The sequence below is a fragment of the Bradyrhizobium sp. Crot121 genome (assembly GCF_059512385.1).
Window position 1 is genome coordinate 1 of record NZ_JCAMOR010000050.1, and the last position, 25024, is coordinate 25024.

22 protein-coding genes are annotated in these 25024 nt (G+C 63.4%); 9 read left to right on the forward strand and 13 right to left on the reverse strand.

Annotated features, from left to right (window positions below):
• Positions 1 to 71 precede the first annotated feature (71 nt).
• Positions 72 to 1544, reverse strand: a complete 1473-nt coding sequence (locus AC5ZGW_RS31535) for a putative Ig domain-containing protein (protein ID WP_496114018.1) — start codon at positions 1542 to 1544, stop codon at positions 72 to 74.
• A gap of 347 nt (positions 1545 to 1891) precedes the next feature.
• On the reverse strand, positions 1892 to 3916 hold the full coding sequence (locus AC5ZGW_RS31540; RefSeq protein ID WP_130231364.1) for a sensor histidine kinase: 2025 nt from the start codon (positions 3914 to 3916) through the stop codon (positions 1892 to 1894).
• A 40-nt stretch (positions 3917 to 3956) separates the two neighbouring features.
• On the opposite strand from AC5ZGW_RS31540, the gene AC5ZGW_RS31545 reads away from it, so the two are divergent.
• A complete protein-coding gene (locus tag AC5ZGW_RS31545; RefSeq protein WP_165435634.1) occupies positions 3957 to 4700 on the forward strand; it encodes a response regulator transcription factor in 744 nt (247 codons plus the stop codon).
• A 54-nt stretch (positions 4701 to 4754) separates the two neighbouring features.
• On the opposite strand, the gene lipP1 is transcribed toward AC5ZGW_RS31545, so the two are convergent.
• The gene (gene lipP1 / locus AC5ZGW_RS31550) at positions 4755 to 5705 is read right to left on the reverse strand and encodes a LipP1 family hormone-sensitive lipase (protein ID WP_130231360.1); all 951 of its coding nucleotides are present in this window, start codon (positions 5703 to 5705) and stop codon (positions 4755 to 4757) included.
• 244 nt (positions 5706 to 5949) lie between these two features.
• On the opposite strand from lipP1, the gene AC5ZGW_RS31555 reads away from it, so the two are divergent.
• Positions 5950 to 6957 carry a DUF2155 domain-containing protein gene (locus AC5ZGW_RS31555; RefSeq protein ID WP_456646148.1) on the forward strand — a complete coding sequence of 336 codons (1008 nt, stop codon included), beginning with the start codon at positions 5950 to 5952 and terminating at the stop codon, positions 6955 to 6957.
• A 97-nt stretch (positions 6958 to 7054) separates the two neighbouring features.
• On the opposite strand, the gene aat is transcribed toward AC5ZGW_RS31555, so the two are convergent.
• The 10 genes from aat to AC5ZGW_RS31605 form a co-directional block, all read right to left on the reverse strand.
• Positions 7055 to 7735, reverse strand: a complete 681-nt coding sequence (aat, locus tag AC5ZGW_RS31560; RefSeq protein WP_130229463.1) for a leucyl/phenylalanyl-tRNA--protein transferase — start codon at positions 7733 to 7735, stop codon at positions 7055 to 7057.
• A 46-nt stretch (positions 7736 to 7781) separates the two neighbouring features.
• A complete protein-coding gene (locus AC5ZGW_RS31565; RefSeq protein WP_130229462.1) occupies positions 7782 to 8873 on the reverse strand; it encodes a sensor histidine kinase in 1092 nt (363 codons plus the stop codon).
• Positions 8870 to 9310, reverse strand: coding sequence for a response regulator (locus AC5ZGW_RS31570; RefSeq protein WP_130229461.1), 441 nt, complete (start codon positions 9308 to 9310; stop codon positions 8870 to 8872). Before AC5ZGW_RS31570 ends, AC5ZGW_RS31565 begins: the two co-directional genes overlap by 4 nt.
• Positions 9307 to 10836 carry a sensor histidine kinase gene (locus AC5ZGW_RS31575; protein ID WP_130229460.1) on the reverse strand — a complete coding sequence of 510 codons (1530 nt, stop codon included), beginning with the start codon at positions 10834 to 10836 and terminating at the stop codon, positions 9307 to 9309. The genes AC5ZGW_RS31570 and AC5ZGW_RS31575 overlap by 4 nt, the downstream gene beginning before the upstream one ends.
• Positions 10837 to 10998: 162 nt before the next feature.
• Positions 10999 to 12351 carry an acetyl-CoA carboxylase biotin carboxylase subunit gene (gene accC / locus AC5ZGW_RS31580; RefSeq protein WP_028164174.1) on the reverse strand — a complete coding sequence of 451 codons (1353 nt, stop codon included), beginning with the start codon at positions 12349 to 12351 and terminating at the stop codon, positions 10999 to 11001.
• 83 nt (positions 12352 to 12434) lie between these two features.
• Complete coding sequence (gene accB, locus AC5ZGW_RS31585) at positions 12435 to 12926, reverse strand: acetyl-CoA carboxylase biotin carboxyl carrier protein (RefSeq protein WP_130229459.1); 492 nt, start codon at positions 12924 to 12926, stop codon at positions 12435 to 12437.
• 41 nt (positions 12927 to 12967) lie between these two features.
• Complete coding sequence (gene aroQ / locus AC5ZGW_RS31590; RefSeq protein ID WP_130229458.1) at positions 12968 to 13435, reverse strand: type II 3-dehydroquinate dehydratase; 468 nt, start codon at positions 13433 to 13435, stop codon at positions 12968 to 12970.
• A gap of 309 nt (positions 13436 to 13744) precedes the next feature.
• Entirely contained in the window at positions 13745 to 14536 is a 792-nt protein-coding gene (locus AC5ZGW_RS31595) for a DUF1236 domain-containing protein (protein ID WP_130229457.1), read from the reverse strand.
• 194 nt (positions 14537 to 14730) lie between these two features.
• Complete coding sequence (locus AC5ZGW_RS31600) at positions 14731 to 15498, reverse strand: DsbA family protein (protein WP_130229456.1); 768 nt, start codon at positions 15496 to 15498, stop codon at positions 14731 to 14733.
• 68 nt (positions 15499 to 15566) lie between these two features.
• A complete protein-coding gene (locus tag AC5ZGW_RS31605) occupies positions 15567 to 16970 on the reverse strand; it encodes a M48 family metalloprotease (protein ID WP_456646155.1) in 1404 nt (467 codons plus the stop codon).
• A gap of 135 nt (positions 16971 to 17105) precedes the next feature.
• Between AC5ZGW_RS31605 and AC5ZGW_RS31610 the strand changes: the two genes are divergently transcribed.
• The 7 genes from AC5ZGW_RS31610 (at position 17106) to AC5ZGW_RS31640 (ending at position 24976) form a co-directional block, all read left to right on the forward strand.
• Entirely contained in the window at positions 17106 to 18293 is a 1188-nt protein-coding gene (locus tag AC5ZGW_RS31610; protein ID WP_028164180.1) for a pyridoxal phosphate-dependent aminotransferase, read from the forward strand.
• 91 nt (positions 18294 to 18384) lie between these two features.
• Entirely contained in the window at positions 18385 to 18942 is a 558-nt protein-coding gene (locus AC5ZGW_RS31615) for a biotin transporter BioY (protein ID WP_130229464.1), read from the forward strand.
• Positions 18943 to 19045: 103 nt separating this feature from the next.
• Positions 19046 to 20383 carry a dicarboxylate/amino acid:cation symporter gene (locus AC5ZGW_RS31620; protein WP_130229455.1) on the forward strand — a complete coding sequence of 446 codons (1338 nt, stop codon included), beginning with the start codon at positions 19046 to 19048 and terminating at the stop codon, positions 20381 to 20383.
• Between the two features lie 306 nt (positions 20384 to 20689).
• The gene (locus AC5ZGW_RS31625) at positions 20690 to 21727 is read left to right on the forward strand and encodes a 2-keto-3-deoxygluconate permease (protein ID WP_130229454.1); all 1038 of its coding nucleotides are present in this window, start codon (positions 20690 to 20692) and stop codon (positions 21725 to 21727) included.
• A 2-nt stretch (positions 21728 to 21729) separates the two neighbouring features.
• Entirely contained in the window at positions 21730 to 23037 is a 1308-nt protein-coding gene (locus AC5ZGW_RS31630) for a four-carbon acid sugar kinase family protein (protein ID WP_130229453.1), read from the forward strand.
• The gene (gene pdxA, locus AC5ZGW_RS31635; protein WP_130229452.1) at positions 23034 to 24032 is read left to right on the forward strand and encodes a 4-hydroxythreonine-4-phosphate dehydrogenase PdxA; all 999 of its coding nucleotides are present in this window, start codon (positions 23034 to 23036) and stop codon (positions 24030 to 24032) included. Before AC5ZGW_RS31630 ends, pdxA begins: the two co-directional genes overlap by 4 nt.
• A gap of 176 nt (positions 24033 to 24208) precedes the next feature.
• Entirely contained in the window at positions 24209 to 24976 is a 768-nt protein-coding gene (locus AC5ZGW_RS31640; protein WP_130229451.1) for a DeoR/GlpR family DNA-binding transcription regulator, read from the forward strand.
• Positions 24977 to 25024 lie beyond the last annotated feature (48 nt).

Genomic DNA, 25024 nt, shown 5'->3' on the forward strand with positions numbered 1-25024 from the left:
GTGATCTTCGCAATCACCGGACTTACCATGACCGCTCCAGCCTCTCAGCCTTTTGCAGAACCTTCCGCACACTACCTGTAGATGAGTGGCGCCGCGCCACCCTTGGCGGATAGTGACTGCCTGTATTCCTCGCCCGCCATGGCTTCCGGCAGGCTGCCGGCCGGAGGCGTAAAAGTGAACGACGCAGCGGAGGCCGAAATCGCGATTGTGTAACCTGCCGACCCCGTAGTCCTGTTGGCATCCGTAGCTGTAACGGTGAAGCTGGAATTGCTTGCCGCCGTCGGAGTACCGCTGATCTTTCCGGTGGACGGATCGAGCGACAGGCCGGCCGGAAGCGAACCGGACGTGACGGCGTAGCCATAGGGCGCTGTTCCGCCGGATGCGGTGACGGTCTGGTTGTAGGCAACGCCAATCGTACCGCCGCCCAGTGCGCCTGCCACAGGCGAGAGCGAAAGGGCGCCGGGAGCAGAGATCGTCAGCGTGTAGGCCGCCGAGCCGGTAGCTCTATTGGCGTCGGTCGCGGTGATGGTGAAGCCAGAGTTGCTCGGGGTCGTCGGAGTACTGCTGATCTTTCCGGTAGACGGATCGAGCAGCAAACCGCTCGGTAACGAGCCGGAGGTGACCGCATAGGTATAGGGGGCGGTCCCGCCCGAGGCTGTTACCGTCTGGCTATAGGCGATCCCGGTCGTGCCGCCTGTCAGCGCTCCCGCGGCAGGAGAGAGCGTCAGAATAGCAGGCGGGTTCACAACGATCGTGTAGCGAGCCCCGTTCGAGAAGGTGAAAACGTAGGTCCCGGCCCGTTGCGGAGTACCGCCCAGAACGACCCTCACCCCCGTCACTTGCGTTAGCGTCATCCCCGGAGGGATGCTCCCCGAGGTCGGAGTGGTTTCGGCAACCACACGGACAGGATCGTAGGCTACGCCGACGGTCGCAGGCGGCAGCGTGGTATCGGCGCCGACCAGGATTTGATAGGTCGCAGATGCGGTACTAGCAGCGCTGTCGGTGACGGTTACCGTAAAAGGCTCGATGCCGGCTATTGCGCGTGTCAGCATCCCGGTGATGGCGCCGGAAGCTGCGTTGAGCGTCAAGCCATCCGGGAGTGATCCCGAGGTGACCGCGAACGTGTACGAGCCGGTACCACCCGAGGCACTCAGGGTTAGACTGTAAACGTCTCCCACAGTTCCTGCGGTTAACCTGCCAGCAGCAGGAGAGAGGGTGAGCAGGGGCGAAGCCGGTCCGCTGCACGTGGCACGAACGTCAATTATAGCGGGCCCCACACTGACGCCCGTGTACAAATTGAATTTCTGACTCCCTGAGGAGTTGATAGCCAAACTTCCCGTAGTCGATGGCGTATTTATTGAATTGCCCGTCGTGAGGTTCGCTAGAATTGTGTTGGTGTAGAGAGTTGAGTTGTTGACAAACGATATTGTTTCTCCCGCTTCGAACGTAGCTGGGCCGTATGTCATGCTCTGACTGCTTCCGCTCAGCGCACCACCTGCAACAGCGATACATCCCGCCGACAGTGCATGAGCCTGCCCGCACATGGCGAAAACCGTAAGAATGAGCGCGACGAATAATGCGAGCGCACCAACCCCAGCAGGCCTTGCCCGCAACGCGCGATCGTCGCGCAATTTTGCCGGATACTTTGCGCCCACTCATTGCCCCCAAGTCCCACGCCTGAGCTGGCTCTCGTGCGCAACGCGCAAGCCCGAGCCGCATGGGGGAAAATAGCGGAAGCCCCAGGAAAACCTTAGAAACCAATCGTAACGTTCATAACGCAACGAAACGGAACGCAACGAAAACCGTAGCGAATTCACAACACTCGCGATGGCGTAGATTCAGACCAACGCAATGGTCAGGTGGCATCGGGTTTGAGATGCGTGAATCTTGCTCAGGCCTCGCGAGCGGGCAAATTGATTCGTACCGTGGTGCCTTCGCCTTCTCGGCTTTGTACGGTGGCCGAACCGCCATGCGCAGTCGCAATCTTGGCAACGAGGAAGAGGCCAAGCCCTGAACCATCAGCCCCTTTCGCATTCGAGCCGCGCACGGAATTCTCGAACACATGAGGGAGATCACGCTCCGGAATACCTATGCCATGATCGGTTACGATTATCGCGATGCCCTCCGTTGTCTTGTCGAGGGATAACGCGATCGGGGAGGCGCCCTTCAGGGCGGCATATTTGACGGCATTCTCCAACACGTTGAGGATCGCGAGTTCGAGCATATCCGTATCGGCAGCGAGTTTGATGTCGGCGGCATCGGGCGCAATACGAAGGTTGATCTCCGGACCTGTCAGCAGATCGCGGCTGCGTTGATGTGCGGCGACGACAATGGACCCGGCAGTTGCTGGCGCGAGGCGAACTCGAAAGGCGGGCCCTTGCAGGCGGCTGCGTGCGAGATTGGTCTCAAGAACTTCCACCAGTTGCGCTACGGAACGTCGTATGCGCGTGATGCGGTCATGGTTCGCCTGATCACTCTTTGCCAGTGAAAGGCCGATGCTGTCGATGCTGGAGCGGATCGCCGCGAGCGACGCGCGATATTGGTGTGATACGACTTCCAGAAAGCGGACCTGCCGCAATTGCGATTGCATTTCAGCTTGCAGGGCTTCCTCCGCGACGCGCCTCTCGGTCGCCTGCGCAAGTGAGAGGACTTCGGCCTTTCGAAGCCACGCCGCCAGCGAGCCGGTGAGCAGAATCGTCATGATCAGACCCGAAACGCCGTAGGCGTGATAACTCCATTCCGGCAACAGGTCGAAGCCCAATCGGTCCCCAAGTGAGATGAGAACGCCTATGGCGACGGCCGCGAATGCGGCAGCTCGAAGTCGACTGACCGCTCCGTCTTCGTTCAAGTACCGCAAGCCCAAGAGCAAGTTGACGATTGCGGCCAGCATACTCACCGACGAGCCGATAGGACCGAAGACGACGTTACCTCCCGAGAGCGCGAAGCCCGTGCCCACTATCCCTGTGGCGGCGAAAGCGAGGTAAAGCCCGTGAAGCCAGGTCGATTTTTTTCGCAGATCAAGCAGGCTCGAACAGGCGAGAACGCTAAATGCCAACCCCATCCAGGCGTTGAAGCCCAGAAAGAGATCGTTGGCCCACCCGGTGCCACGGAACAATAACACATGACTAAGCCCGAGATTGCCCGCGTAGACCAACATCACACCAAGTGTGCTGAGGGCCACGAGCAGATACTGCCTTTTGCGGTCGAAGCAAAAGAACACGAGGTGAATGACGAACAACACGCTCATGCCACCGAACCAGACGCCATAGATGCCGCCGATGACGGCGGCCGACCGCGTATGGCCCTGGACCGTTTCGAGTCTCAGATTCATTTGGGTGAACGAATTGAGATTCAGCAGGCGGATATTGACAACAGTCTTTTCGCCCGCGGCAAACTCGAGACGTACCGCATTGTCCAGCCCGGAAAAGCTATCGTGCGGGAGTGGCCGATGGTCTCCCGCCTGATGGAGGGTAAAGTCCTCCTTGGAGGATCCATCACCTGGCTTGGCCACATAGATGTCGATCGTGTCAACAAAGTTCGGTGTGAGGGATAGAAGGCCTTCGGCATTGGCCGGGGCGGGTAGGGTCAGTCGGAGCCATACGGCATGAGTGATGTAGCCAAAGTTGATGTTCTGGCCAGGAGCGGACCGAAACGCCGTTTGGCGGGCCGGCGTCAGGACGTCCTGCAGCGTGAGAGTCGATGAAGGATCAGTGAGCACGGCCACGTTCCCCCGGATAGATGGAAGGTGGGAGGCAGCTTCCGCGTTGACGGAGAGAATGCAAAACGTCAGCAATGACAGGGAGAGGTAATAGGGCGTGCCGCGCCGAACGTGAGCCATCCGCCGCTCTCGTGCAGCATCCGTTAAAATTGTTATTGTTTTGGCTGGGACAAATCGCAAGAGCACTGCTGCAAACATCGTAGAATCTTCTTCACCACTCCTGGTCTAATTCTTTATGATGACTGAGAATTCATTCATACGGGAATCAGAGGGGCCGATCGTCTCGCAGAACATCAGCATCCTGCTTGTGGAAGACCACAGCGATTTTCGCCAGAGTATCGCGGATTATCTGCGGCTTCGCGGTATGCGGGTGACCGAGGCGGCGTCCGGCATCGAATTTTACAGAGCGTTACGTCAAGCCCGCTTTGACGTCGCCGTGCTTGACATCAACTTGCCGGACACAAGTGGATTTGATCTCGCGGCCGAACTTTCGGCGCGCGAGGACATGGGCATCATTATGCTGACCGCGCGCAAGGACCGAGAGGACCGCTTGCGCGGATACGGCGATGGCGCGCATCTCTACTTCACCAAGCCCGTCGATAGCGAGGAATTGGCGCTGGCCATCGAGAATCTCGCACGACGCGGCAGACAGCAGGTCAATCGTGCCGTTGGGAATTCCAGCAGCACGTTGCGTCTCGATCGAGCCCGCCAGACGCTTCATGATCCAGCGGGACGATTCGTCAGGCTGTCCGGCCGAGAGCTGGTGCTGCTTGACTACTTGGCAACCCGCCCGAATATCACGGTGTCGCGCGAAGAAATCGCCGGACTCTTTGGACATATAGAGCCAGACCCCGAGAGCCGTGCCCTGGACGCCGCCCTCACTCGGCTCCGCGCCAAGCTCAAGGCCAAGGATATTGAGTTGCCGTTCCGGGTCATCAAAGGTGTTGGCTTGCGACTGATGGTGAACATTAAAGTAGAATGATCATCGACCAGTTTCCCTGCGTGAACTTAGTTGCCTTGACCGTCGCCCGCCCGGTTACGCGTTCAGTCGTTTCAGCCACGCGCCGATATCGGTCGCCGCGACATTGGCCTGGTTGAGCAATTTGCCCATGGTGAAAAAGCCGTGGAATTGGCCGGGAAAGTGCTTGTAGGTCACGGGCACGCCGGCTGCCTTCAGGCGTTCGGCATATTCGTCGCTTTCATCGCGCAGGGGATCCGCGCCGGCGGTCAGCACATAGGCCGGCGGCAGGCCGATCAGGGTCGTCGCACGCGCCGGCGACGCGCGCCAATCATGCGCGTCCGCGGCGCTGCTGAGATAGTGATCGCGAAACCAGCGGATGACGGAGTGGGTGAGGAGGATGCTGGTCTCCGGCTCGCTGTGCGAGGGATGCGTCATCGCGAAATCGACCGCCGGATAGATCAGCGCTTGTCCCGCGATCGCAGGACCATTGCCGTCGCGCGCAGCGATCGCCACGACCGCGGCGAGATTGCCGCCGGCGCTGTCACCGCCGACGCAAAGGCGCGCGGCATCGATGCCGAGCTGCTTCGCGTTTGCCGCCACCCATTTCGTCGCCGCGATGGCATCGTCGACGGCCGCAGGGAATTTGTGCTCTGGCGCAAGACGGTAGTCGACGGAGATCGCGATCAGCTCGCCTTCATCGGCAAGCTTCCGGCAGACCACATCATGGGTGTCGAGATCGCCGATCACCCAGCCACCGCCGTGGAAGAACACCAGCGCCGGTGACAGGCCGTCCTTCTGGCGCAGCTTCTTGGGCCTGTAGACCCGCGCCGGGATCGTGCCGTGGGGCGCGGGGATCGACAGCGGTTCGACCTGTGCCAGCTCCGGCGGCTCAGGATTGCTGACAAAGCGCGCCTGCGAATAATACGCACGCGCTTCCGGGGCGGTCAGCGTTTCGTAAGCGGGGCGGCCAGCCTCCTGAAAGGCCTTGAAGACGGCGGCGGCATCGGGATCGAGAACGATAGGCATATTGAACGGGCTTCCTCTGGATCATCCGGTCCGGTTTTCCGGATTTTTTGCTGTTTTCCGCGTGGCGTCCGCAGACCTCGGCGAGTGCCGGAACTATCTCATGGGGCAGGGAGCCTGACCAGTGGCGGAGGCCCGCCCTTTCCCCGCCGTATTCGGCGTGTTAACCGGTGAACCTGCGAGCGGCATGTAGCCAATAATTGATTAGTATGTTCAAAGCCCGATTCGTTCCTTGAAGCCGCGCGAGATGCTCCGAACCGTTGCCCTGACTGGCTTTGCGGCCCTGATCGCCGCCTCAACCCTCCCGCTTGCGCAGCCTGCGCGCGCGCAGATCGGTACTATTTTCTCCGATCCCGCCCCGCGCCCGCCGGGCGCGATTCCGCGTGGCGGCCAGCAGGCGGCTCCCGACGATGAAGAGGAAGTGCCGGAATTGCCGCGCGGCCGATTGTTGCCGACACCGAACCGGCCGCCGCCGGGGCAGGGGGTGCCGCCACCGGGCAGCTTCCAGTCGCAGCCTCTGGCGCCGCCGCCGGGCACCCAGGGGCCTCCTCCGAATGCGCCGCCCGCGGTCGCCGTGCAGCCGCCATCGCCCGGGGCGCCTCCTAATGTCGCCAATGCGCCGCCCGGTGCCAATCCGTTGCCGGGATTGCCGCCCGGACAGCGTCAGCCCAAGAGCGTGCCGCAGACGCCGGCAACGCTGCAGCCCGGCGACGAGGTGGTGAGCGAGCCGCCGTCGACCAAGATCGCGAACAAGAAGGCGACCTTCTCCGGGCTCGACAAGATCACCGGGCGCATCATCAATTTCGAGGAGGATATCGGCGAGACCGTGCAGTTCGGTGCGCTGCGTGTGAAGACGGACGCCTGCTACACGCGGCCCTCGACGGAAGCCGCCAACACCGATGCCTTTGTCGAGGTCGACGAGATCACGCTGCAGGGCGAGGTGAAGCGGATTTTTTCGGGCTGGATGTTCGCTGCAAGTCCGGGCCTGCACGGTGTCGAGCATCCGATCTATGATATCTGGCTGACCGACTGCAAAGGGCCGGAGCAGACCATCGTCAACGCGGCGCCCGATCTGCCGAAACAGCCGGCCCCACCGCCGGCGGCGCAGAAGCGGCCGCCCGCGCAAAAGCAGGCGACCCCGCGTCCGCCGCCGCAGCAGCAGCCGCAATACCAGCAGCCGCCGGCGCAGCCCCAACCGCCGCCCCCTCCACCGCAGCAGCGGCCCGGCGGGCTCTTCAGCATATTCGGGAACTGAGTGGAGATGGCTTAGCCCGGATGGAGCGAAGCGCAATCCCGGGTTCGCGCCATTTGAGAGATGTCCCGAGTTGCGTTGCGCTCCGGGCTACGAGGGTTCATGTGCGCGCTGCGATGATCGCGAGCGCATCACCGCCCTTGACTGGTTGATCGGTCGGCAACTTCAGGAAATCAGCGGGCGCACCCGAGATCGCCTGGTCGAGCAGCGCGCGATAGCGGCGGCGCGGGATTTCGAGCGCACCGAAGCTGCGCAGGTGCTCAGTGACATATTGCGTGTCGAGCAGCTGAAAGCCGCCGGCAATCAGCCGCGCCACCAGATGGACCAGGGCGACCTTCGAGGCGTCGCGCGCCGTATGGAACATGCTCTCGCCGAAGAAGGCGCGCCCCAGGCTGACGCCGTAGAGACCGCCGACCAGTTCGCCGTCCTGCCAGGCCTCGACGCTGTGGCAGTGGCCGAGCCGATGCAGCCCGACATAGAGCTCGCGGATGCGGTTATTGATCCAGGTGTCCTCGCGTCCTTCCGCCGGAGCGGCGCAGCCGGCGATGACGGCCTTGAACGCGGTGTTGACCGTCACGGTGAACGCATCGCAACGCACCGTGCGCGCCAGCCGCGAGGTGATGCGAAAGCCGTCGAGCGGGATCACGCCGCGCATTTCCGGCTCGACCCAGAACAGCGTGGGGTCGTCGGCGCTCTCGGCCATCGGAAAGATGCCGCAGGCATAGGCGCGCAGCAGCACGTCGGGTGTGATCTCGGATGCGGCGGAGTCGCGCGATGTCATGGTTGGAGAATAGCAGGCGAGCGAGAGCGGCGCGATAGGGGCCGAGCTAGCTCGCGGCGGCGCTGGCGGATTTCGCCGTTGCGGTGCTGGCACGGGGAAAGCGTACCAGGATGCGCGTGCCACTATGGTCGGGGTCGCGCTCGACGCTGGCCTCGAGCTTGGAGGCCATGGCGCTGACGATCCGCTGGCCGAGGCCCGTGGAGCGCGGGTCGGCCTTGACGTTGAGGCCAACGCCGTCGTCGGAAATCGCCAGCAGCACATCATCGCCCTCGGTCTTGAGCTCGACATGGATCGGGCCGGCGCCGTCAGGATAGGCGTACTTCACCGCATTCATCACCAACTCGTTGACGATGATGCCGATCGCGACAGCACGATCCGGATCGATCTCGATCGGTTCGGCCTTCAAGGTCAGCCGCGACATCCGGTTGCCTTCGGCCGAGCGGCGGAGATCTTCGAGCAAGGATTCCAGATATTGGTTCAGCAGCACGCTCTTCAGGTCGTGCGAGGTGTAGAGCCGACGGTGGACCTGGGCGACGGCAGCGACGCGGCCCATCGCGTTGGTGAGCGCCGCCTTGACGTCGTCCTGTGTCGCCGAACTCGCCTGCAGGTGCAGGAGCGAGGCGATGATCTGCAGCGAGTTGCCGACGCGGTGATTGACCTCACGGAGCAAGACCTCGCGCTCGGCGGCGAGCGCAGCGAAGCGGTCGCGCGAGGCGTGGATCTCGGCTTCCGCCTCGTCGCGCGCCCGCTGCAATTCCGCCTGACGTAGCGCGCCGTTGACGGCGACCTGGAGCAGCGGAATGAATTCGCCGTGGATGTCCTTGACAAGATAGTCCGCCGCGCCGGCCTTCAGCGCGGTGACGGCGATCGCGGAATCCTGTGAGGCCGTGACGAACACGACCGGTGGCGCGTCGGGAATTTTCAGGATCTGCTCGAGCGTCTCGAGCCCGTCGAGACCCGGCATGTACTGGTCGAGCGCGACCACGTCGATGCCGCCTTGTGCGATGCGATCCAGCCCCTGCTGGCCGCTTGCCGCGTGCACCACCTTCAGCCCGAGCCGCGTCAGGCCGCGGTCGACAAGCCGCGCCAGCGCCTCATCGTCGTCGATGTAGAGCAGGGTGGGGCTCGTGGTGCTCATGCTGCTGCTGGCGGAACCTGAATGACCGAGAAGAACAGTCCGAGCTGGCGGATTGCGTTGGCGAAGCTCTCGTAGTTCACCGGCTTCGTGATGTAGACGTTGCAGCCGTACTCGTAGCATCGCTTGATCTCCTGCGAATCGTCCGTGGTGGTCAGCACCACCACCGGGGTCGACTTCAGGTGCTTGTTCTCCTTGACCCGTTTCAGGATATCGATGCCGGTCATGTCGGGTAGGTTGAGATCAAGCAGGATGAGCAGCGCGCGGCCCTTTTGGTCGATGCCGCTTCCATCCGGGCCGAAGAGATAGCCGACCGCATCTGTACCGTTCCTGAACGGCACGATCTCATTGTTGACACCGGATCGGCGAATATTCCGCTCAATCAGCCGCGCGTGGCCTTCATCGTCTTCGATCATGATGATGGTGACTGGATTGCTCATACATCTGCCTTCCGCTTGGCGGCCCAGTTGACTGGAAGTGTTATCGTGAATGTGCTGCCCTTGTGAAGTTCCGAGGCGACCGACATGGTTCCCCCAAGACGCCGCACCAGCGCCCGCACATGCGCGAGCCCGATGCCCTGGCCGGGCTTGTCCTGAGTTCCGGCCCGGCGGAACAGCTCGAAAATGCGCTGGTGATCCTTGGGATCGATACCGCGGCCATTGTCGCTGATTTCGAAGATCGCAAAGCCAAGCTTGGTGCGTCCGCGGATTGCGATGTCGCCGGGAACACCGTCCCTCAGATATTTGAGCGCATTGTCAATGAGATTGGAGAAGATCTGCTCCAGCGCAAGACGGTCGCTGGTGATATCAGGCAATGGCTCGATGCGGATTTGCGCATTCGCCTCGGCCGCCTGATGCGCGACGGTCGCGGCGACGCCCTCGATCAGCTCGCGAGTGTTGATCCGGTCGGGACTGAACTCGCGCCGACCTTCGCGGGTGAGATTGAGGATCGCGGTGATCAGGCGATCCATCTTGGCGATCGAGGATTTGATGAAGCCGAGCGCCTCGGAAAAATCGTCGGAGAGCTGCTTGTCGGCGCTCTCGAGCACAGGCTCGGCGCTGTCGGTGGCGTTCTGCGGCAATGCGGCAGCTTCCGAGGCGCTGTGGCTCAGGGCGGCGATCCGCTTGAAGATGTCGCCGCGCAGCTCCTCGAGCTCGCCGGTAAAGCCCATGATGTTGACGAGCGGCGAGCGCAGGTCGTGGCTGACGATATAGGCAAAGCGCTGGATCTCGTCATTGGCCTCGCGCAGATCGGCGGTGCGCTCCTGCACGCTGGTCTCCAGGGTGACGTTGAGGTCCCGGAGCTTGGTCTCGGCCTCGTCGCGGACGCGCGTGGAGCGGCGCACCTGGAACGCCGCGATCGCGCCAAGCGCAATCACGATGCACGATCCGGCGATGGTGACGGAGGACGCCAGTATCTGCGAGCGGTCGGCATTGGCCGTCCGCAAATCGAACAGCCGCTCTTCCTCGGCGTGCATCTTGTCCGTCACGTCGCGGATGATGGCATTGGTGTTGCCGGCGGCCGCCTCGCGGACCAGCGCCGCTGCGCTGGCGGGTTCGTCCCGCTTGATGAAATCCATTTCGCGCCTGAACTGATCGAGCCGGATGTCGATTGCCGCACGCATCTTCTTCACGTTCTCGACCTGAAGCGGATTGTCGACCGTGAGCTGCGCCAGCTTATCCGCATAGGGGACGACGTTGGCCACCGCCTGCTCATGGTCGGTCAGGAATTCCGGCCAGCGGGTCAAGAGATAGGCGCGGGCCGCGCTTTCGGCACGGCGGAGCTCGAGCAGTACGGCATTGATCTGGTTTTCCACCTCGACGGTGTGGACCACCCAGGCGCTATCCTGGCGCGCCTTGTTCACCAGCAGGACCGACCCGGCGCTGATCGCAACCAGCACCAGGAGCCCCGCCGCGAGCAGCAGGATCTGCCCCAATGCGCGCCGGCGCTTGGCGTCAGACGTCACGGGTGCCTCGTGTCATGGATCCAGTGGAATGCAAGCGGTCCTCGGGGATGGGAAATCCCGGTCGCTGCAAACGCACGGTTCCGTGCTTTGTTCCATGCGAAATGGAACTGGCTTAGGATGTCTGACTTGGGCCGTCTGACTTGCGGCGTCTGATTTGGGCCGTCAGCCGATGGTCGGCTGCCCGGCGAGATACTGCTCCAGCCAGTGGATGTGATAGTCGCCATCGATGATGGAGGGCTCGCGCACCAGGGCGCGGAACAGCGGCAGCGTGGTCTCGATTCCGTCGACGACCATCTCGTCCAGCGCCCGGCGCAGCCGCATCAGGCATTCGCCACGGGTCTTGCCGTGCACAATCAGCTTGCCGACCAGCGAGTCGTAATAGGGCGGGATGACATAGCCCTGGTACACGGCGGAATCGATCCGGACGCCCAGGCCGCCGGGCGGGTGGTACTGCGAGATGCGTCCAGGCGAAGGGCGGAAGGTCTGCGGGTTCTCCGCATTGATGCGGCATTCGATGGCGTGGCCGATGATCGCGACCTCGTCCTGCTTCGCGGGCAGGTCGCCGCCGGCGGCAATCCGGATCTGCTCAAGCACGAGGTCGATATCGGTGATGCTCTCGGTGACGGGATGCTCGACCTGGATGCGGGTGTTCATCTCGATGAAATAGAACTCGCCGTCCTCATAGAGGAATTCGATTGTGCCGGCGCCGAGATATTTCAGGTCCCGCATCGCCTTCGCGCAGGTTTCGCCGATCTTTGCGCGCTGGGCGGCCGAGAGGACCGGCGAGGGACCTTCTTCCCAGACCTTCTGGTGGCGCCGCTGCAGCGAGCAGTCGCGCTCGCCGAGATGAATGGCGCCACCGCGGCCGTCGCCGAGCACCTGGATCTCGATGTGGCGCGGCTTCTGCAGGTATTTCTCCAGATACACCGACGCGTCGCCGAAGGCGGATTTCGCTTCGGTTGCGGCGGTGGAGAGCGCCAGCGCCAGATCGGCTTCGCTGTGCGCGACTTTCATGCCGCGCCCGCCGCCGCCGGCGGCGGCCTTCACCAGCACCGGGAAGCCGATCGACCTGGCGATCGCCATTGCATCGTCATCAGAGCTTACGGCGCCGTCGGAGCCGGGAACGACGGGAATGCCCAGTCGCTTGGCGGTCTTCTTGGCCTCGATCTTGTCGCCCATCAGGCGGATGTGCTCGGCCTTCGGACCGATGAAATGCAGATTGTGCTCGGCCAGGATCTCGGCGAAGCGGGCGTTTTCGGAGAGAAAGCCGTAGCCGGGGTGCACCGCCTCGGCGCCCGTGATCTCGCAGGCCGCGAGCAGGGCGGGAATGTTGAGATAGGAGTCCTTCGACGGCGGCGGCCCGATGCAGACGCTCTCGTCCGCAAGCCGCACATGCATGGCATCCGCGTCAGCGGTCGAATGCACGGCCACCGTCGAAATGCCGAGCTCCTTGCAGGCGCGCAGCACGCGAAGCGCGATTTCACCGCGGTTGGCTATGAGGATCTTGTCGAACATGTGCTTCCAGCTCGCGGGCGGCGAATGGCGACTAGCGAGTGGAGTTGTCTCTTCACCATTCGCTATCCGCTACGCGCCATTCGCTATTCGATAATTACCAGCGGCTCGCCGAATTCGACGGGCTGGCCGTCCTCGACGAGGATCTGCGTCACGGTGCCCGCGCGTGGGGACGGAATCTGGTTCATCGTCTTCATCGCTTCGATGATCAGCAGCGTCTGTCCGGCTGATACCTTGCTGCCGACCTCGATGAAGGGCTTTGCGCCCGGCTCCGGCGCCCAATAGGCGGTGCCGACCATGGGCGAGGGCACTACGCCCGGATGTTTGGCGAGGTCGGTCGCGGCAGCGGCAGCCACGGGTGCAGCCACCGACAGGGCCGGCGCGACGGCCGCCGGCACGGCCGCGGCAATGCTGACATTGCGCGCGACACGCAGGCGGACGCCCGCACGCTCGATCTCGATCTCGGTCAAGTGGGTCTCGTCGAGCAGGAGCGCGAGTTCGCGGATGAGCGCGGCGTCATCCTTGTCGTTGTCTTTGCCGGGCTTTGCGGCGGATTTGTCGTCTGGCTGGCGCGCCATGATCTTGGTCCGAAACTCTCTGTCTGATGACGGGGAATGCGTCAGGCTGTCGCCTTGGCGCCGATCCTGGCGGCGAGGCCTGATATCGCGAGGCGATAGCCATCGATACCGAAGCCGCAAAGCGACGCAAAGGCGGCTTTAGCAGTGAAGGAATGATGCCGGAAGCTCTCGCGGGTATAAATGTTGCTGATATGCACTTCGACGGTCGGAATTTTTACCCCGATCAGCGCGTCATGCAGCGCGATCGAGGTATGGGAATAGGCCCCCGCATTGATGATGATGCCGACCGCCTGCTTCGCCCGCGCCTCATGGATGAAGTCGACCAACTCGCCCTCGCGATTGGACTGCCGGCAGTCCGCGGTCAGGCCAAACTGGGCCGCGGTATCCCTGCAGAGCTTCTCGACGTCGGCGAGCGTGGCATGGCCATAGGTCTCGGGTTCACGGGTCCCGAGCAGATTGAGGTTCGGGCCGTTGAGCACATAGATCGTCGCGGCAGGGGCCTGGGCCATCCGGAGTTCCAAGAAACAGCGCTAAATCGTTCTGGGCAGGATCGTTTCGGAAACGGGGTTCCGGATCTCGCTCCAAGTCGCGGGTTTATAGGTAACAACGGACCAGAGGGAAAGCTTAGGTTTGTCGCAAACCGGTTCAAACGGCTCATTTGGACCGTCAGGTTGCCTGGCTAACCCACGGAAAACGCTAATTAACCAACTTTTGTGGAAAAGCGACATGGGTGCGCCCGCCGTTCGGCGGTGACCTGCGTACGGCGAAGGGGATAAAAACGAGGGCGGGTTGGACCCGCCCTCGCGTGAGGGCTGCCGTTAGCCCTCAATGATGTAGACGATCTGGTGCGTCTCGGGTTGGACGATCACGTAGCGGCCGTTGACGAGGATGAAATCATAGCCGCGCCATTCCGGATAGATTTCGACGATCCGGGATGGAAGCGGATGGAAGCGCACGCTCGTTGGCACGGTGGTGCCGACCGCAACGTTGAAGTTCACGTTCTTGACCTCTTCAACCCGCTCCGACTTGATCGCGGAGACGATCTGGGTCCGCTTCTCGGCCGGCGGGGCGGCTGTTGCCGAGGTCCCGGCGTTGCCGGTCGTGGTCTGCGAGCGGCTGGTGTCGGTCGCGCCCTTCTGCTTTTCCATGGTGCCGCTCTTGTCGCGGCTTTCGGCGGCGGTGCCGCCGCTCTTGTCGCGAGTCTCGGCATTCATGCGGTCACGATCACGGCCTTCGCGCCCTTCAGCCTTCATGTCCTTCTCGCCCTTGGTCCTCTCGTTCTCCGAGTTCATGCTCTTCGACTTCTGACCCGGGGCGTTGGTGTCCTGGGCGTTCCTGTCGGCCGCGCCACTTCTATCGGACTCCGACTTCATGCCGGAAGAGCCCGAGCTCTTGCCGGACTGCTCGGCGCCATTCATGCCTGTGGTGCCGCCGTGTTCACGGTTCATCGTGCCTGAAGACGCGCCGCCACTGGATGGCGCGCTGTGCTGCGTCGTCGCGCCGCCACCGGACGGCGACTCGCGGCTCATGCCGGTGCCCTGCGCGTTCGCAAAGCCGGTTCCGGCGATCAAGGCCGCAGTCGCGACTGAAATCAACAAGCGGTTCGTCATTTCGATTCCTCCTCAAGAAGTCCTGCATTGCCCACGCCAACAACGAAAGGAGGAGAGCGGCGTTCCGAACTGAGAGCGGTTCCACGCGGTTTGTTTTGTGAATGCGCGATGAACGGAAGCGTGCAGAAACGCTCAAACAAAAAGGCCGGCTACGAAGCCGGCCTTTGCGCATCCGAGATTGTCTCGCAGTGATGTCAGCACGTCGCCTTGCCGCAACGGGCGATGCCGATCTTTTCCTTCAGGTTCTCCAGCCCGACTGCGCCGATCACGACCTGCTTGCCGATCACGTAGCTTGGCGTGCCGTTCATGCCCATGGCTTCCGCGAGCTTGAAGTTCTCCTCGATGGTCGCTTTCGCTTCCGGGCCCGCCATGTCCTTCTCGAGCCTGGCCATGTCGAGGCCGACTTCCTTGGCGACCGCCATCGCGCGTGCCTTGTCGGCGGCGCCACGGCCGCCGAGCAGCTTCTGGTGGAAGTCGAGATATTTCTTGCCCGTCGGATCCTGCATGCGCACGGCGACGGCGACTTGCGCCGCTTCCACCGAGCCCTGGCTCAGCACCGGAAATTCCTTCAGCACGACTTTCAGCTTGGGATCGGCCTTCATGAGGTCGATCATGTCGACCATCGCGCGTTTGCAGTAGCCGCAGTTGTAGTCGAAGAATTCCACGAAGGTGACGTCGCCGTCCTTGTTGCCGAGCGTCACGCCGCGCGGCGAGTTGAAGATCACATCCGCATTCTTCGCGATGCTCGCCTGATGCTTCTCGGCCTCGGCCGCGGCCTGGCGCTTGGTCAGCTCGGTCATCGCCTCCTCGAGCACCTCGGGATGCGTGATCAGGTAGTTGCGCACGATGCTCTCGATGTCGCTGCGTTGCGTATCGGAGAAGCCCTGCGCGGATGCGGGCAGCGGGGCGCCAGCGAGCGCTGCGGCGAGCAGGGCGGGAGCGAGAAAACGGAGCGGGCGCATGGGCAAATCCTTGTACGGCTTGGGTTTAGTGCCGGTTGGCAATCGTTGTAGACGATTTACGTTGATGGCTAGTTGTTTTTCTGACCCGGCAGCGGCTTAGCGCTCACAATATCGTCAGCCTTGACCCAGCCGGGGGTTCCGATGGCAAAGCGCGTCTTGGCACGCGAGGCCAGCTCGCGCGCGGTCTTGCTGTCGCCGCGCAGATAGGCGGCCTGGGCAGAAGCGAGGTCCGCTTGCGCATAATCGCCCTTGCGGCCATAGGCCATGGCAAGCTGGGTATAGCCGATCGGCGCCTCGCTCTCGCGCGCCACCGCGGCGCGCAGGATGTTGATGGCTTCATCGGTGTAGGCGTTGTTGCTGGTCGCGACCAGCGCCTGGCCCAGCAGCATCTCGATCAGGGGCGCGTTGCCCGAGAGCTGCACCGCCCTTCGCAATGGCGCGATCGCCTCCGCCGGCCTGCCGCCCTCGAGCAGCGCCTGGCCGCGCAATTCGTAGAAATAGGCGTTGTTGGGCTGCGCCTGAATCAGGCCGTCGATTTGGGCCAGCGCACTGCGGAGATCGCCGTGCAGATAGGTCGAGATCGCCCGCGCATAGCGGGCGGGCAGGCCGTTGTTGGACGAAGGATAGCGGCGATAGACGGTGTCCTGCCGCTCCATGAAAGCGGAGATCTTGGCGCGCACCATGTCGTGGCGCATTTGCAGCGCGGGATCGTCCTTCTTGTCCCAATAGGGGCTGGAGCGCGCGATCTCCGCCAGCGCGGCCACGCGATCAGCGGGCATTGGATGCGACATCAGATACGGATCGGCGCCGCGAGCTGCGAACAGGCTTTCGTCGGTGAAGCGCTTGAACGTTTCGTACATGCCCTTGGCGGACTGGCCAGTCGCGTTCAGGAATTTCACGCCGGCGCGGTCGGCGTTCTCTTCCTGCTGGCGCTGATAGGAGAGTAGCGTTCGGCGGATCACTTCCTGCGGCGCCGCGACCGCCGCGGCACCGGCATTGGCGAGGCCGTTGCTGCTGCCACCGCGTGCGCCTGCGACCATCGCGCCGGCGCCGAGCAGCATGGCGATGATCATCTGGGTCTGCGCCTGCGCCAGTTGCTCGCGGAGCTTTGCGAGATGGCCGCCGGCAAGATGTCCTGTCTCGTGCGCGAGCACGCCGATGATCTGGTTCGGCGTCTCCGACTGCATGAGCGCGCCGTAATTGACGAAGATACGCCGGCCGTCCGCAACGAAAGCGTTGAACGTGCCATCGTTGATGATGACCATCTGGATGTTCTGCTTCTCCAGTCCCGCAGCGCGCAGGATCGGCCTCGTATAGTCGCGCAGCAATTGCTCGGACTCGGTGTCGCGAAGGATCGGCGGGCCCTTGTTCTCCTGCGCCAGCGCCATCGTCGGCGCGACCGCCAGCGCGATCGCGGTGGCGAGTGCGGTCAATTTCAGGGTCTTCTTGCGAAGCGCGAAACGGAGCAGCATGGAGCGGTCTTAGCGATTGGCGGCGGGCCACGGACAATATATGCCCTAACAAACCGCCGAATGCGGCCAGTCTGGGGCGCAACCGGTCGTTACGGAACCCGAAACCGGCGACGCCGGCCCAAATAGCAGATATCCATGCCCGAAGCGACATTTAGAGACCGCGTGAATCACCTTTTGACCGCTTCGGGAAGGAGCGAGGTTCCGCCCTTCATGGTGATGGACGTGATGGCGGCGGCGGCGCGAATCGAGGCGGCCGGCGGGCATGTGATCCACATGGAGGTCGGCCAACCGGCGGCGCCAGCGCCGAAAGCGGCGATCGCGGCAGCTCACGCGGCGCTCGACGATGGACGCATCGACTACACCTCCGCGCTCGGTATTCCCTCGCTGCGTGCGCGCATCGCGCGGCATTATCGCGAGACGTATGGATGCGAGGTCGATGCCGAGCGCGTCGTGATCACGACGGGCTCGTCGGGCGGCTTCATCCTGGCGTTTCTCGCAATGTTCGAGCCGGGCGATCGCGTTGCGGTGACCGTGCCCGGCTATCCGCCGTACCGGCATATCCTGAGTGCGCTCGGCTGCGAGCCGGTGCTGATCGAGACGACGAACGAAACGCGGCATGCGCTGACCGGCGAGGCCCTGCTCGACGCGCATCGCAAGGCGCCGCTCAAAGGCGTTCTGGTGGGCAGCCCCGCCAATCCGACCGGCACGATGATGTCGCGCGAGGCTCTTGCAAGCCTGATGGCGGCGGCCGAGAGCGCCGGCATCCGCTTTATCTCGGACGAGATCTATCACGGGCTCGACTACGCCTTTCCGGCGGTGACTGCAGCCGAATTGTCCCCACACGCCCTCGTGATCAACTCGTTCTCGAAATATTTCTGCATGACCGGTTGGCGGGTCGGCTGGATGGTCGTGCCCGAGCCGCTGGTGCGCCCGATCGAGCGGCTGCAGCAGAACCTCTCGATTTCGGTGCCGACGCTGTCGCAGATTGCAGCCGAAGCCGCCTTCGATGGCCGCGAGGAGATGGAAGCGATCAAGCGCGGCTATCAGGAGAACCGGCGTATCCTGATCGAGGGGCTGCCGAAAGCGGGGCTGACCAAGTTCCTGCCCGCGGATGGCGCATTCTACCTTTATGCCGATGTGTCGGACTTTACGTCCGACAGCTTCGAATTCGCCCGCCAGATGTTGGAAAAGGCCCATGTCGCGGCGACGCCGGGTGTCGATTTCGACCCGATCCATGGCCGCGCCTTCATCCGTTTTTCCTATGCGCGGTCCGCAGAGGAGATGCAGGAAGCGGTTGCGCGGATCGCTGGTTGGCTTAAATAGCGCGCCAGTTTGTCACACCCCGGAGTTGGCCTTGTCCGTCAGATCGGTATCTGTTTCCGCCGCCGCCAGGCATTTTCCTCTTGCTTCGGTGCTGTGGCCGAACCGGTCGGGTGATTTCTCGGGATTGTTGCGCGGGATCGTCCTGGTATTCCTGGGCACGGCGCTGCTGACGCTGTCGGCCAAGGTCAATCTGCCGCTGCCCTATGTGCCGATGACGCTGCAGACGCTGGTGGTGCTGATGATCGGCGCTGCCTACGGCTCATGGCTCGGAACTGCGACCGTGATCGCCTATCTGGCGGAAGGCGCGATCGGCTTTCCGGTGTTTGCCGGACCGGTCGGCGGCCTCGCACCGCTGATGGGGCCGACGGCCGGCTATCTGTTCGGCTTCGTGGCCGCGGCGTTCGTCGCCGGCTGGCTCGCCGAGCGCGGCTTTGACCGAAGCGTCGTCCGGCTGTTTGCAGCGATGGCGCTCGGCCACATCATCATCCTCGCGGCCGGTTTTAGCTGGCTCGCCTTCGGTGTCGGCCTGGGGGCCGAGAAGGCATGGCTGGTCGGGATCGTGCCGTTCATCGCGGGCACGCTCGTCAAGACCGCGCTCGGGGCCGCGCTGCTGCCGGCCGCACGGCGGCTCGCCGATCGCCGCCTGTAAGCGAGCCTCGGGCGAGGCGGCTGCCAATCTGATTTTCCGAGATGGTCATCGCCGCATCGCTCGGCCGATCGACCTTGCGCATCTTCGAGTAGGAGTGAGACCCATGGCAACGATTGCGACGAGCGAGCCTGCCGAGGCCAGCACATCAAAACCGTGGTACCGAATCCTCTATGTCCAGGTGCTGATCGCGATCGTGCTCGGCGTCGTGGTCGGCTGGTTGTGGCCGGCGCTCGCGACAAATGACTGGATCAAGGCGCTCGGCGACGGCTTCATCAAGCTGATCAAGATGGTGATCGCTCCGATCATCTTCTGCACAGTGGTCTCGGGCATCTCCCATATCCAGGACGCCAGCAAGGTAGGGCGCGTCGGCATCAAGGCGCTGCTCTATTTCGAGATCGTCTCCACCTTTGCGCTGATCCTCGGCCTGATCATGGGCAACCTGTTCCAGATCGGCCATGGGCTCGCAGCAAAACCCGGGGCGGCGGACGTCGCGAACGCCACCAAATACGCGGATCAAGCGCACGCTCAGAAGTCGGTCGATTTCGTCCTCAACATCATCCCCGACAGCGTGTTCGGCGCGTTCGCGCGCGGCGACATCCTGCAGGTGCTGCTGTTCGCGATCCTCTTTGGCTTCGCGCTGATGGCGATGGGCAAACGCGGCGAGCGGCTGCGCGATATCATCGACGATAGCGCACATGCGGTATTCGGCGTGATCAGCATCGTCATGAAAGCGGCGCCTGTCGGCGCGTTCGGCGCGATGGCCTTCACCATCGGCAAGTTCGGTCCTGCGGCGCTCGGTAACCTGATCGGCCTGATCGCGCTGTTCTACGGCACCGCCGCGCTCTTTGTGGTGCTCGTGCTCGGCCTGATCGCTCGGGTGATGGGCTTCAGCATCTTCAAGTTCATCGCCTACATCAAGGATGAGCTGTTGATCGTGCTTGGCACCAGCTCGTCCGAGAGCGCGCTGCCGCAATTGATGGAAAAGCTGGAGCGGCTCGGCTGCTCCAAGCCGGTGGTGGGGCTGGTGGTGCCGACCGGCTACTCCTTCAATCTCGACGGCACCAACATCTACATGACTCTGGCGACGCTGTTCATCGCGCAGGCACTTGGTGTCGATCTCTCCTTCGGCCAGCAATTGACCATCCTGGTCGTCGCGATGCTGACCTCGAAGGGGGCGAGCGGCGTCACCGGGGCGGGTTTCATCACGCTCGCGGCGACGCTGAGCGTGGTCAATCCGGCGCTGGTGCCGGGCATGGCCATCGTGTTCTCGATCGACAAGTTCATGAGCGAGGTGCGCGCACTGACCAACATCACCGGCAACGGCGTCGCCGCGGTGTTCGTCTCATGGTGGGAGGGCGAGCTCGACCACAAGAAGCTGCACGCCAACCTGAACAAGCAGATCGATCCGTCCGACGTCGAGACGGCGATCACCACGGACTGACCTGCCAGCGAGCTTCTCGGCGCGGCAAACGCAACGATAGCGGGGCGCACCATTTCCATGGTGCGCCCCGTTCCGCATGGAGCAAATCGTTCTGAAGGAAGCTAGCTAGGACTGGCGGTAGATGGCACGCCCGAAGATCAGGCCCGCCGACACTGCGTCCAAGATCATAACAGCCCGTTTTGCGCGAAATGCGCAATAAGCCTTGAATGTCGCGTGATGTGAGCATATACGGCGGCCGTTTGCTCGTTTCTCTGGCGGAAATGCGCAAAATGATCGGATGAGCGCTTTGCGCGGGAGAAAACAGAAATGCAGGTTCCAATTAAGCGGGCGATCGAAAAGGTGCCTGGCGGGATGATGGTGGTCCCGCTGCTGGTTGGGGCGCTTATTGCGACCTTCTTTCCCGATACTCCGAAGTTCTTCGGCTCCTTCACCGGCGCGCTGTTCTCTGGCGCACTGACGATTCTCGCCGTGTTTTACGTTTGCATGGGCGCGGGCATCGACTTCCGCGCGACCCCCTACATTGTGAAGAAGGGCGGCACCCTGCTGATCGTGAAGGTTGGCGTTGCCGTTGTCCTCGGTCTGATCTTCGGCCGCATTTTGGGAGAAGCGCCGGTCGCTGCTGGCATGTTCGCGGGTGTGTCGACTCTCGCGATCGTCGCCGCCATGAACGACACCAATGGCGGCCTCTATATGGCGTTGATGGGTCAATATGGACGTCCGCGTGACGTCGGCGCCTATACCATCATGTCGCTGGAGAGCGGTCCTTTCCTCACCATGATCACCTTGGGCGTCGCCGGCCTCTCGGCATTTCCATGGCAGACCCTCGTGGGCGCTATCTTGCCTCTGATGGTGGGCATGATCATCGGCAATCTCGATCGCGAGATGCGCGACTTCCTGAGCCGCGCGGTGCCTGTGATGATCCCGTTCTTCGCCTTCGCGCTCGGCGCCGGCCTCGATCTGTCGAAGGTCTGGCACGCCGGTCTACTCGGCCTCGGCATGGGAGTGGCCGTGGTGGTTCTGACCGGCGTCCCGCTGTTCTTGGCCGATCGCATCACTGGCGGGAATGGTGTCGCGGGTGTTGCGGCGGCCTCGACAGCCGGTAATGCGGCGGCAGTCCCGGCGATTGTCGCCGCGGCCAATCCGGCCTATGCAGACGCGGCGCGGCCTGCGACCATTCTCGTCGCGGCATGCGTCGTGGTTACCGCAATCCTCGTGCCTATCGTTACGGCCTGGACGGCCCGCGTTGTTGGTCGCGACGTCGAGGAGCCTGCAGAAAAGGACCAGGCTTCTGCCGGCAACATGACCCCCGCGGTGCGCTCGGCTGTCACTGAGGCAGGTCACTGAAGATGGCCCTTAAAGCGTTTTCGAGCGAAGTGGATACCGGTTCGCGTCAAGAAAATGCGCCATGCCAGAGCTGGCTGATCGTCGCTGACGATCTCACCGGTGCCGCGGATTGTGCGATCGCCTTCGGCAGAAGGGGGCGTGCGGCTGCGGTGACGTGGGGTGAGGTGACCGACGCGTCGGGTTACCAGCTGTCCGTCCTGGCCTACGATGCAGCGAGTCGCGGCCTTTCGGGCGGAGCCGCTGCAGCCCGCCATGCCGATGTGCTGGCGCGCCTCTGCGAACCCGGACGTATTCTTTTCAAGAAAATTGACTCGACGCTGCGGGGGCAACCTGCAGCGGAGACTGCCGCCGCGCTTGCGCATCTCAAGTCGCGGTCGGGTCCGGCCTTCGGCGTGTTCGCGCCGGCCTTTCCGGCCACCGGCCGCGCCACAATCGACGGGCGCATCCTGGTCAAAGGCCGCCCCCTCGAGGAGGCCGAGGTCTGGCGGCGCGACCACACCTATACGAATGCCGATCTTGTCGACGTTCTCGCGACCGCGGGCATTCGCGGTGCGAAGGTCAAGCTCGCTGCCGTGCGCGGTGGCGATCTCAAAGCCACATTCGCGAGACTGGCCGGGGAGGGCGATGTGGTCGCGGCCTGCGACGCCGAGACCGAACACGATCTGCATTTGATAGCGGAGGCGAGCCTGCATGCATCGCCCGCAACTTTCTTCATCGGCAGCGCCGGCCTCGCGCATGCGCTGGCCGGCCTCGAAGACAGCCATGTCGTCGAGCCGCTGCGCATTCCGACGAGCGCATCCGGCACCCTGATCGTGGTGGGCTCGCTCGCCGGCGCGTCTCGCACTGCCGCGCGCGAGCTGGAGGCGACCGGCACCGTGGCGCATTTCCCGGTCGCGCCGGAGACGCTGCTCAACGATGGTGCCGGCCGGGCGGCGCTCGCCGCGGACGTGATGAAGCGACTTGCCTGCGGCGGCGATGCACTGGTTGAGATCATGATGGATGATCATCCCGACATGTCGCTCGGCCCACAGCTCGCCAACGGTCTCGCCGAGGCCCTGGAGGCCGTTGCACCCGCGATCGGCGCCTTTGCTGCGACGGGTGGCGAAACTGCCGCGGCGCTGCTGTCGCGCTTCGGCGTCAACGGCATCCGTCTTGCCGACGAAATCGAGCCGGGCGTGTCGCTCGGCCTCACTCTTGGCCGATTATCCGTCCCGATCGCCACCAAAGCGGGCGCGTTCGGTGACGAGCACAGCCTCATCCGCATCAGCGAGCGCCTTCGCGCCGTCCGAACCAGAGGAAGTTTCATATGACCAGTCCGACCATTGCGATCACCATGGGAGATCCGGCCGGTATCGGGCCCGAGGTGATCATGAAGGCGCTGGCGCAGCCGGAGGTGCAGGCGATCTGCAATGCGCTGGTGATCGGCGATGCCAACCGTTTGCGCAAGGCCGGTCAGATCGTCGGCCTCTCGCTTGAGGTCGATGCGTTGAGCGACGCGAACGAGGCGAATTTTGCGTCGAAGGCGGTGCAGTGCGTTGACCTGAAGCTGGTGCCGGACGATCTGCCGTTCGGCAAGGTTTCGGCAACGGCAGGTGAGGCGGCTTATCGCTATATCGAGAAAGCCGTGCAGGTGGTGCAGGCAGGGCTCGCTCAGGGCATCTGCACCGCGCCGCTCTCCAAGGAAGCGCTGCATGCGGCCGGCCACAAATATCCCGGCCATACCGAGCTCCTGGCGCATCTGACCGGCACGCCGGAAGTGTCGATGATGCTGGTGTCGCCGAAACTCCGCGTCATTCACGTGACCACGCATATCGGCCTGCTCGATGCGATCGAGAAGATCGAGCCCGGCCTCGTCGAGCGTGTCATCGCACGCGGACATGACGTGCTGGTGCGCGCCGGCATCGCCAATCCGAAGATCGGCGTCTGCGCCATCAATCCGCATGCCGGCGAGAACGGGTTGTTCGGTCGCGGCGAGGAAGCCGCCAAGATCACGCCGGCCGTGGAAGCCTGTCAGCGCAAGGGCTGGGACGTGCGCGGCCCCCTGCCTGCCGACACGCTGTTCTTCCTGGCCGGCCGCGGCGACTACGACATGGTGGTCGCGATGTATCACGATCAGGGCCATGGACCCATCAAGGTGCTGGGGCTGGAAGCCGGTGTGAACATCACTGTTGGCCTGCCGGTGATCCGCACCTCGGTCGATCACGGGACCGCCTTCGACATCGCGGGCAAGGGCATCGCCGACGAACGCAGCCTGATCGAGGCGCTGCGGCAGGCGGTCGATCTCGCGCCGAAGAAGGCGGCTTGAGGGGCTGGGCCTTATCGTTCGAGACGCCCGGTACGCGGGCTCCTCAGGATGAGGAGCTCGATGTGGGTTAAGCGCTTGTATTGCGCGGCCGATGCATCGTGGTATCCATCGGCCGTGCCGCGGAGCCGATACGGTCGAGCTCGGCTGACGGCAATGAATCTGTGGGCTGAGGTTCGATGTCGATGCGCAGCAAGGAGCGTCACGCTCGTCTGTTGGAGGCACTGAACGCGGGAGAGATCGATGTCGACGATCTCGCGCGGCGCTTCGACGTCTCCGCCTCCACCGTGCGGCGCGACCTGCAGCATCTCTCCAAGAACAATGCCGTGCGCCGCACCTATGGCGGCGCCATTCTCACCGCCCACGCCAACGAGACGACGCTCGAGCAGCGCCTTGCGGTTCAGGGCAAACAGAAGCAGGCGATCGCGCACGCAGCGATCGATCTGATTGAGGACGGCGACACGCTGATTCTCGATGCCGGCTCGACGGTCGCAGCCTTCGGCCGACTGCTGCAGCAGCGGCGGCTGCGCATCATCACCAACAATCTCGCGCTGCTGCCCTTCCTCGCCAAGGCTCCGACCATAGAGCTTGTGGTGCTGGGCGGCGCGCTGCGCACCACCAGCATGAGCACCATGGGGCCGCTCGCCAACGAGGCGCTGCGCCGCATGACCGCGGACCGCGCCGTCATGAGCGCCGACGGCGTGGTGGATGGCCGTGGCCTGTGCGAAGCGGATCTCGAGCAGGTCGCACTGAAGTCGCTGATGATGCAGCAGTCGAAAGAAGTCATCGTTCTCGCCGACGCCAGCAAGCTCGGCCGCGCCGAACAAATGGCCTGGGCGCCGCTGCCGCCGCGCTGGACGCTGGTGACTGATCTCGGCGCATCTGACGAGCAGTGCAAGCGCCTCGCCGATGCGGGAGCGCGCTTGATCGTTGCTGGCGTTCGCTAGAGCATTTTTCGGTTCTGATGGAATCAGAACCGAACTCTAGATTCTAAT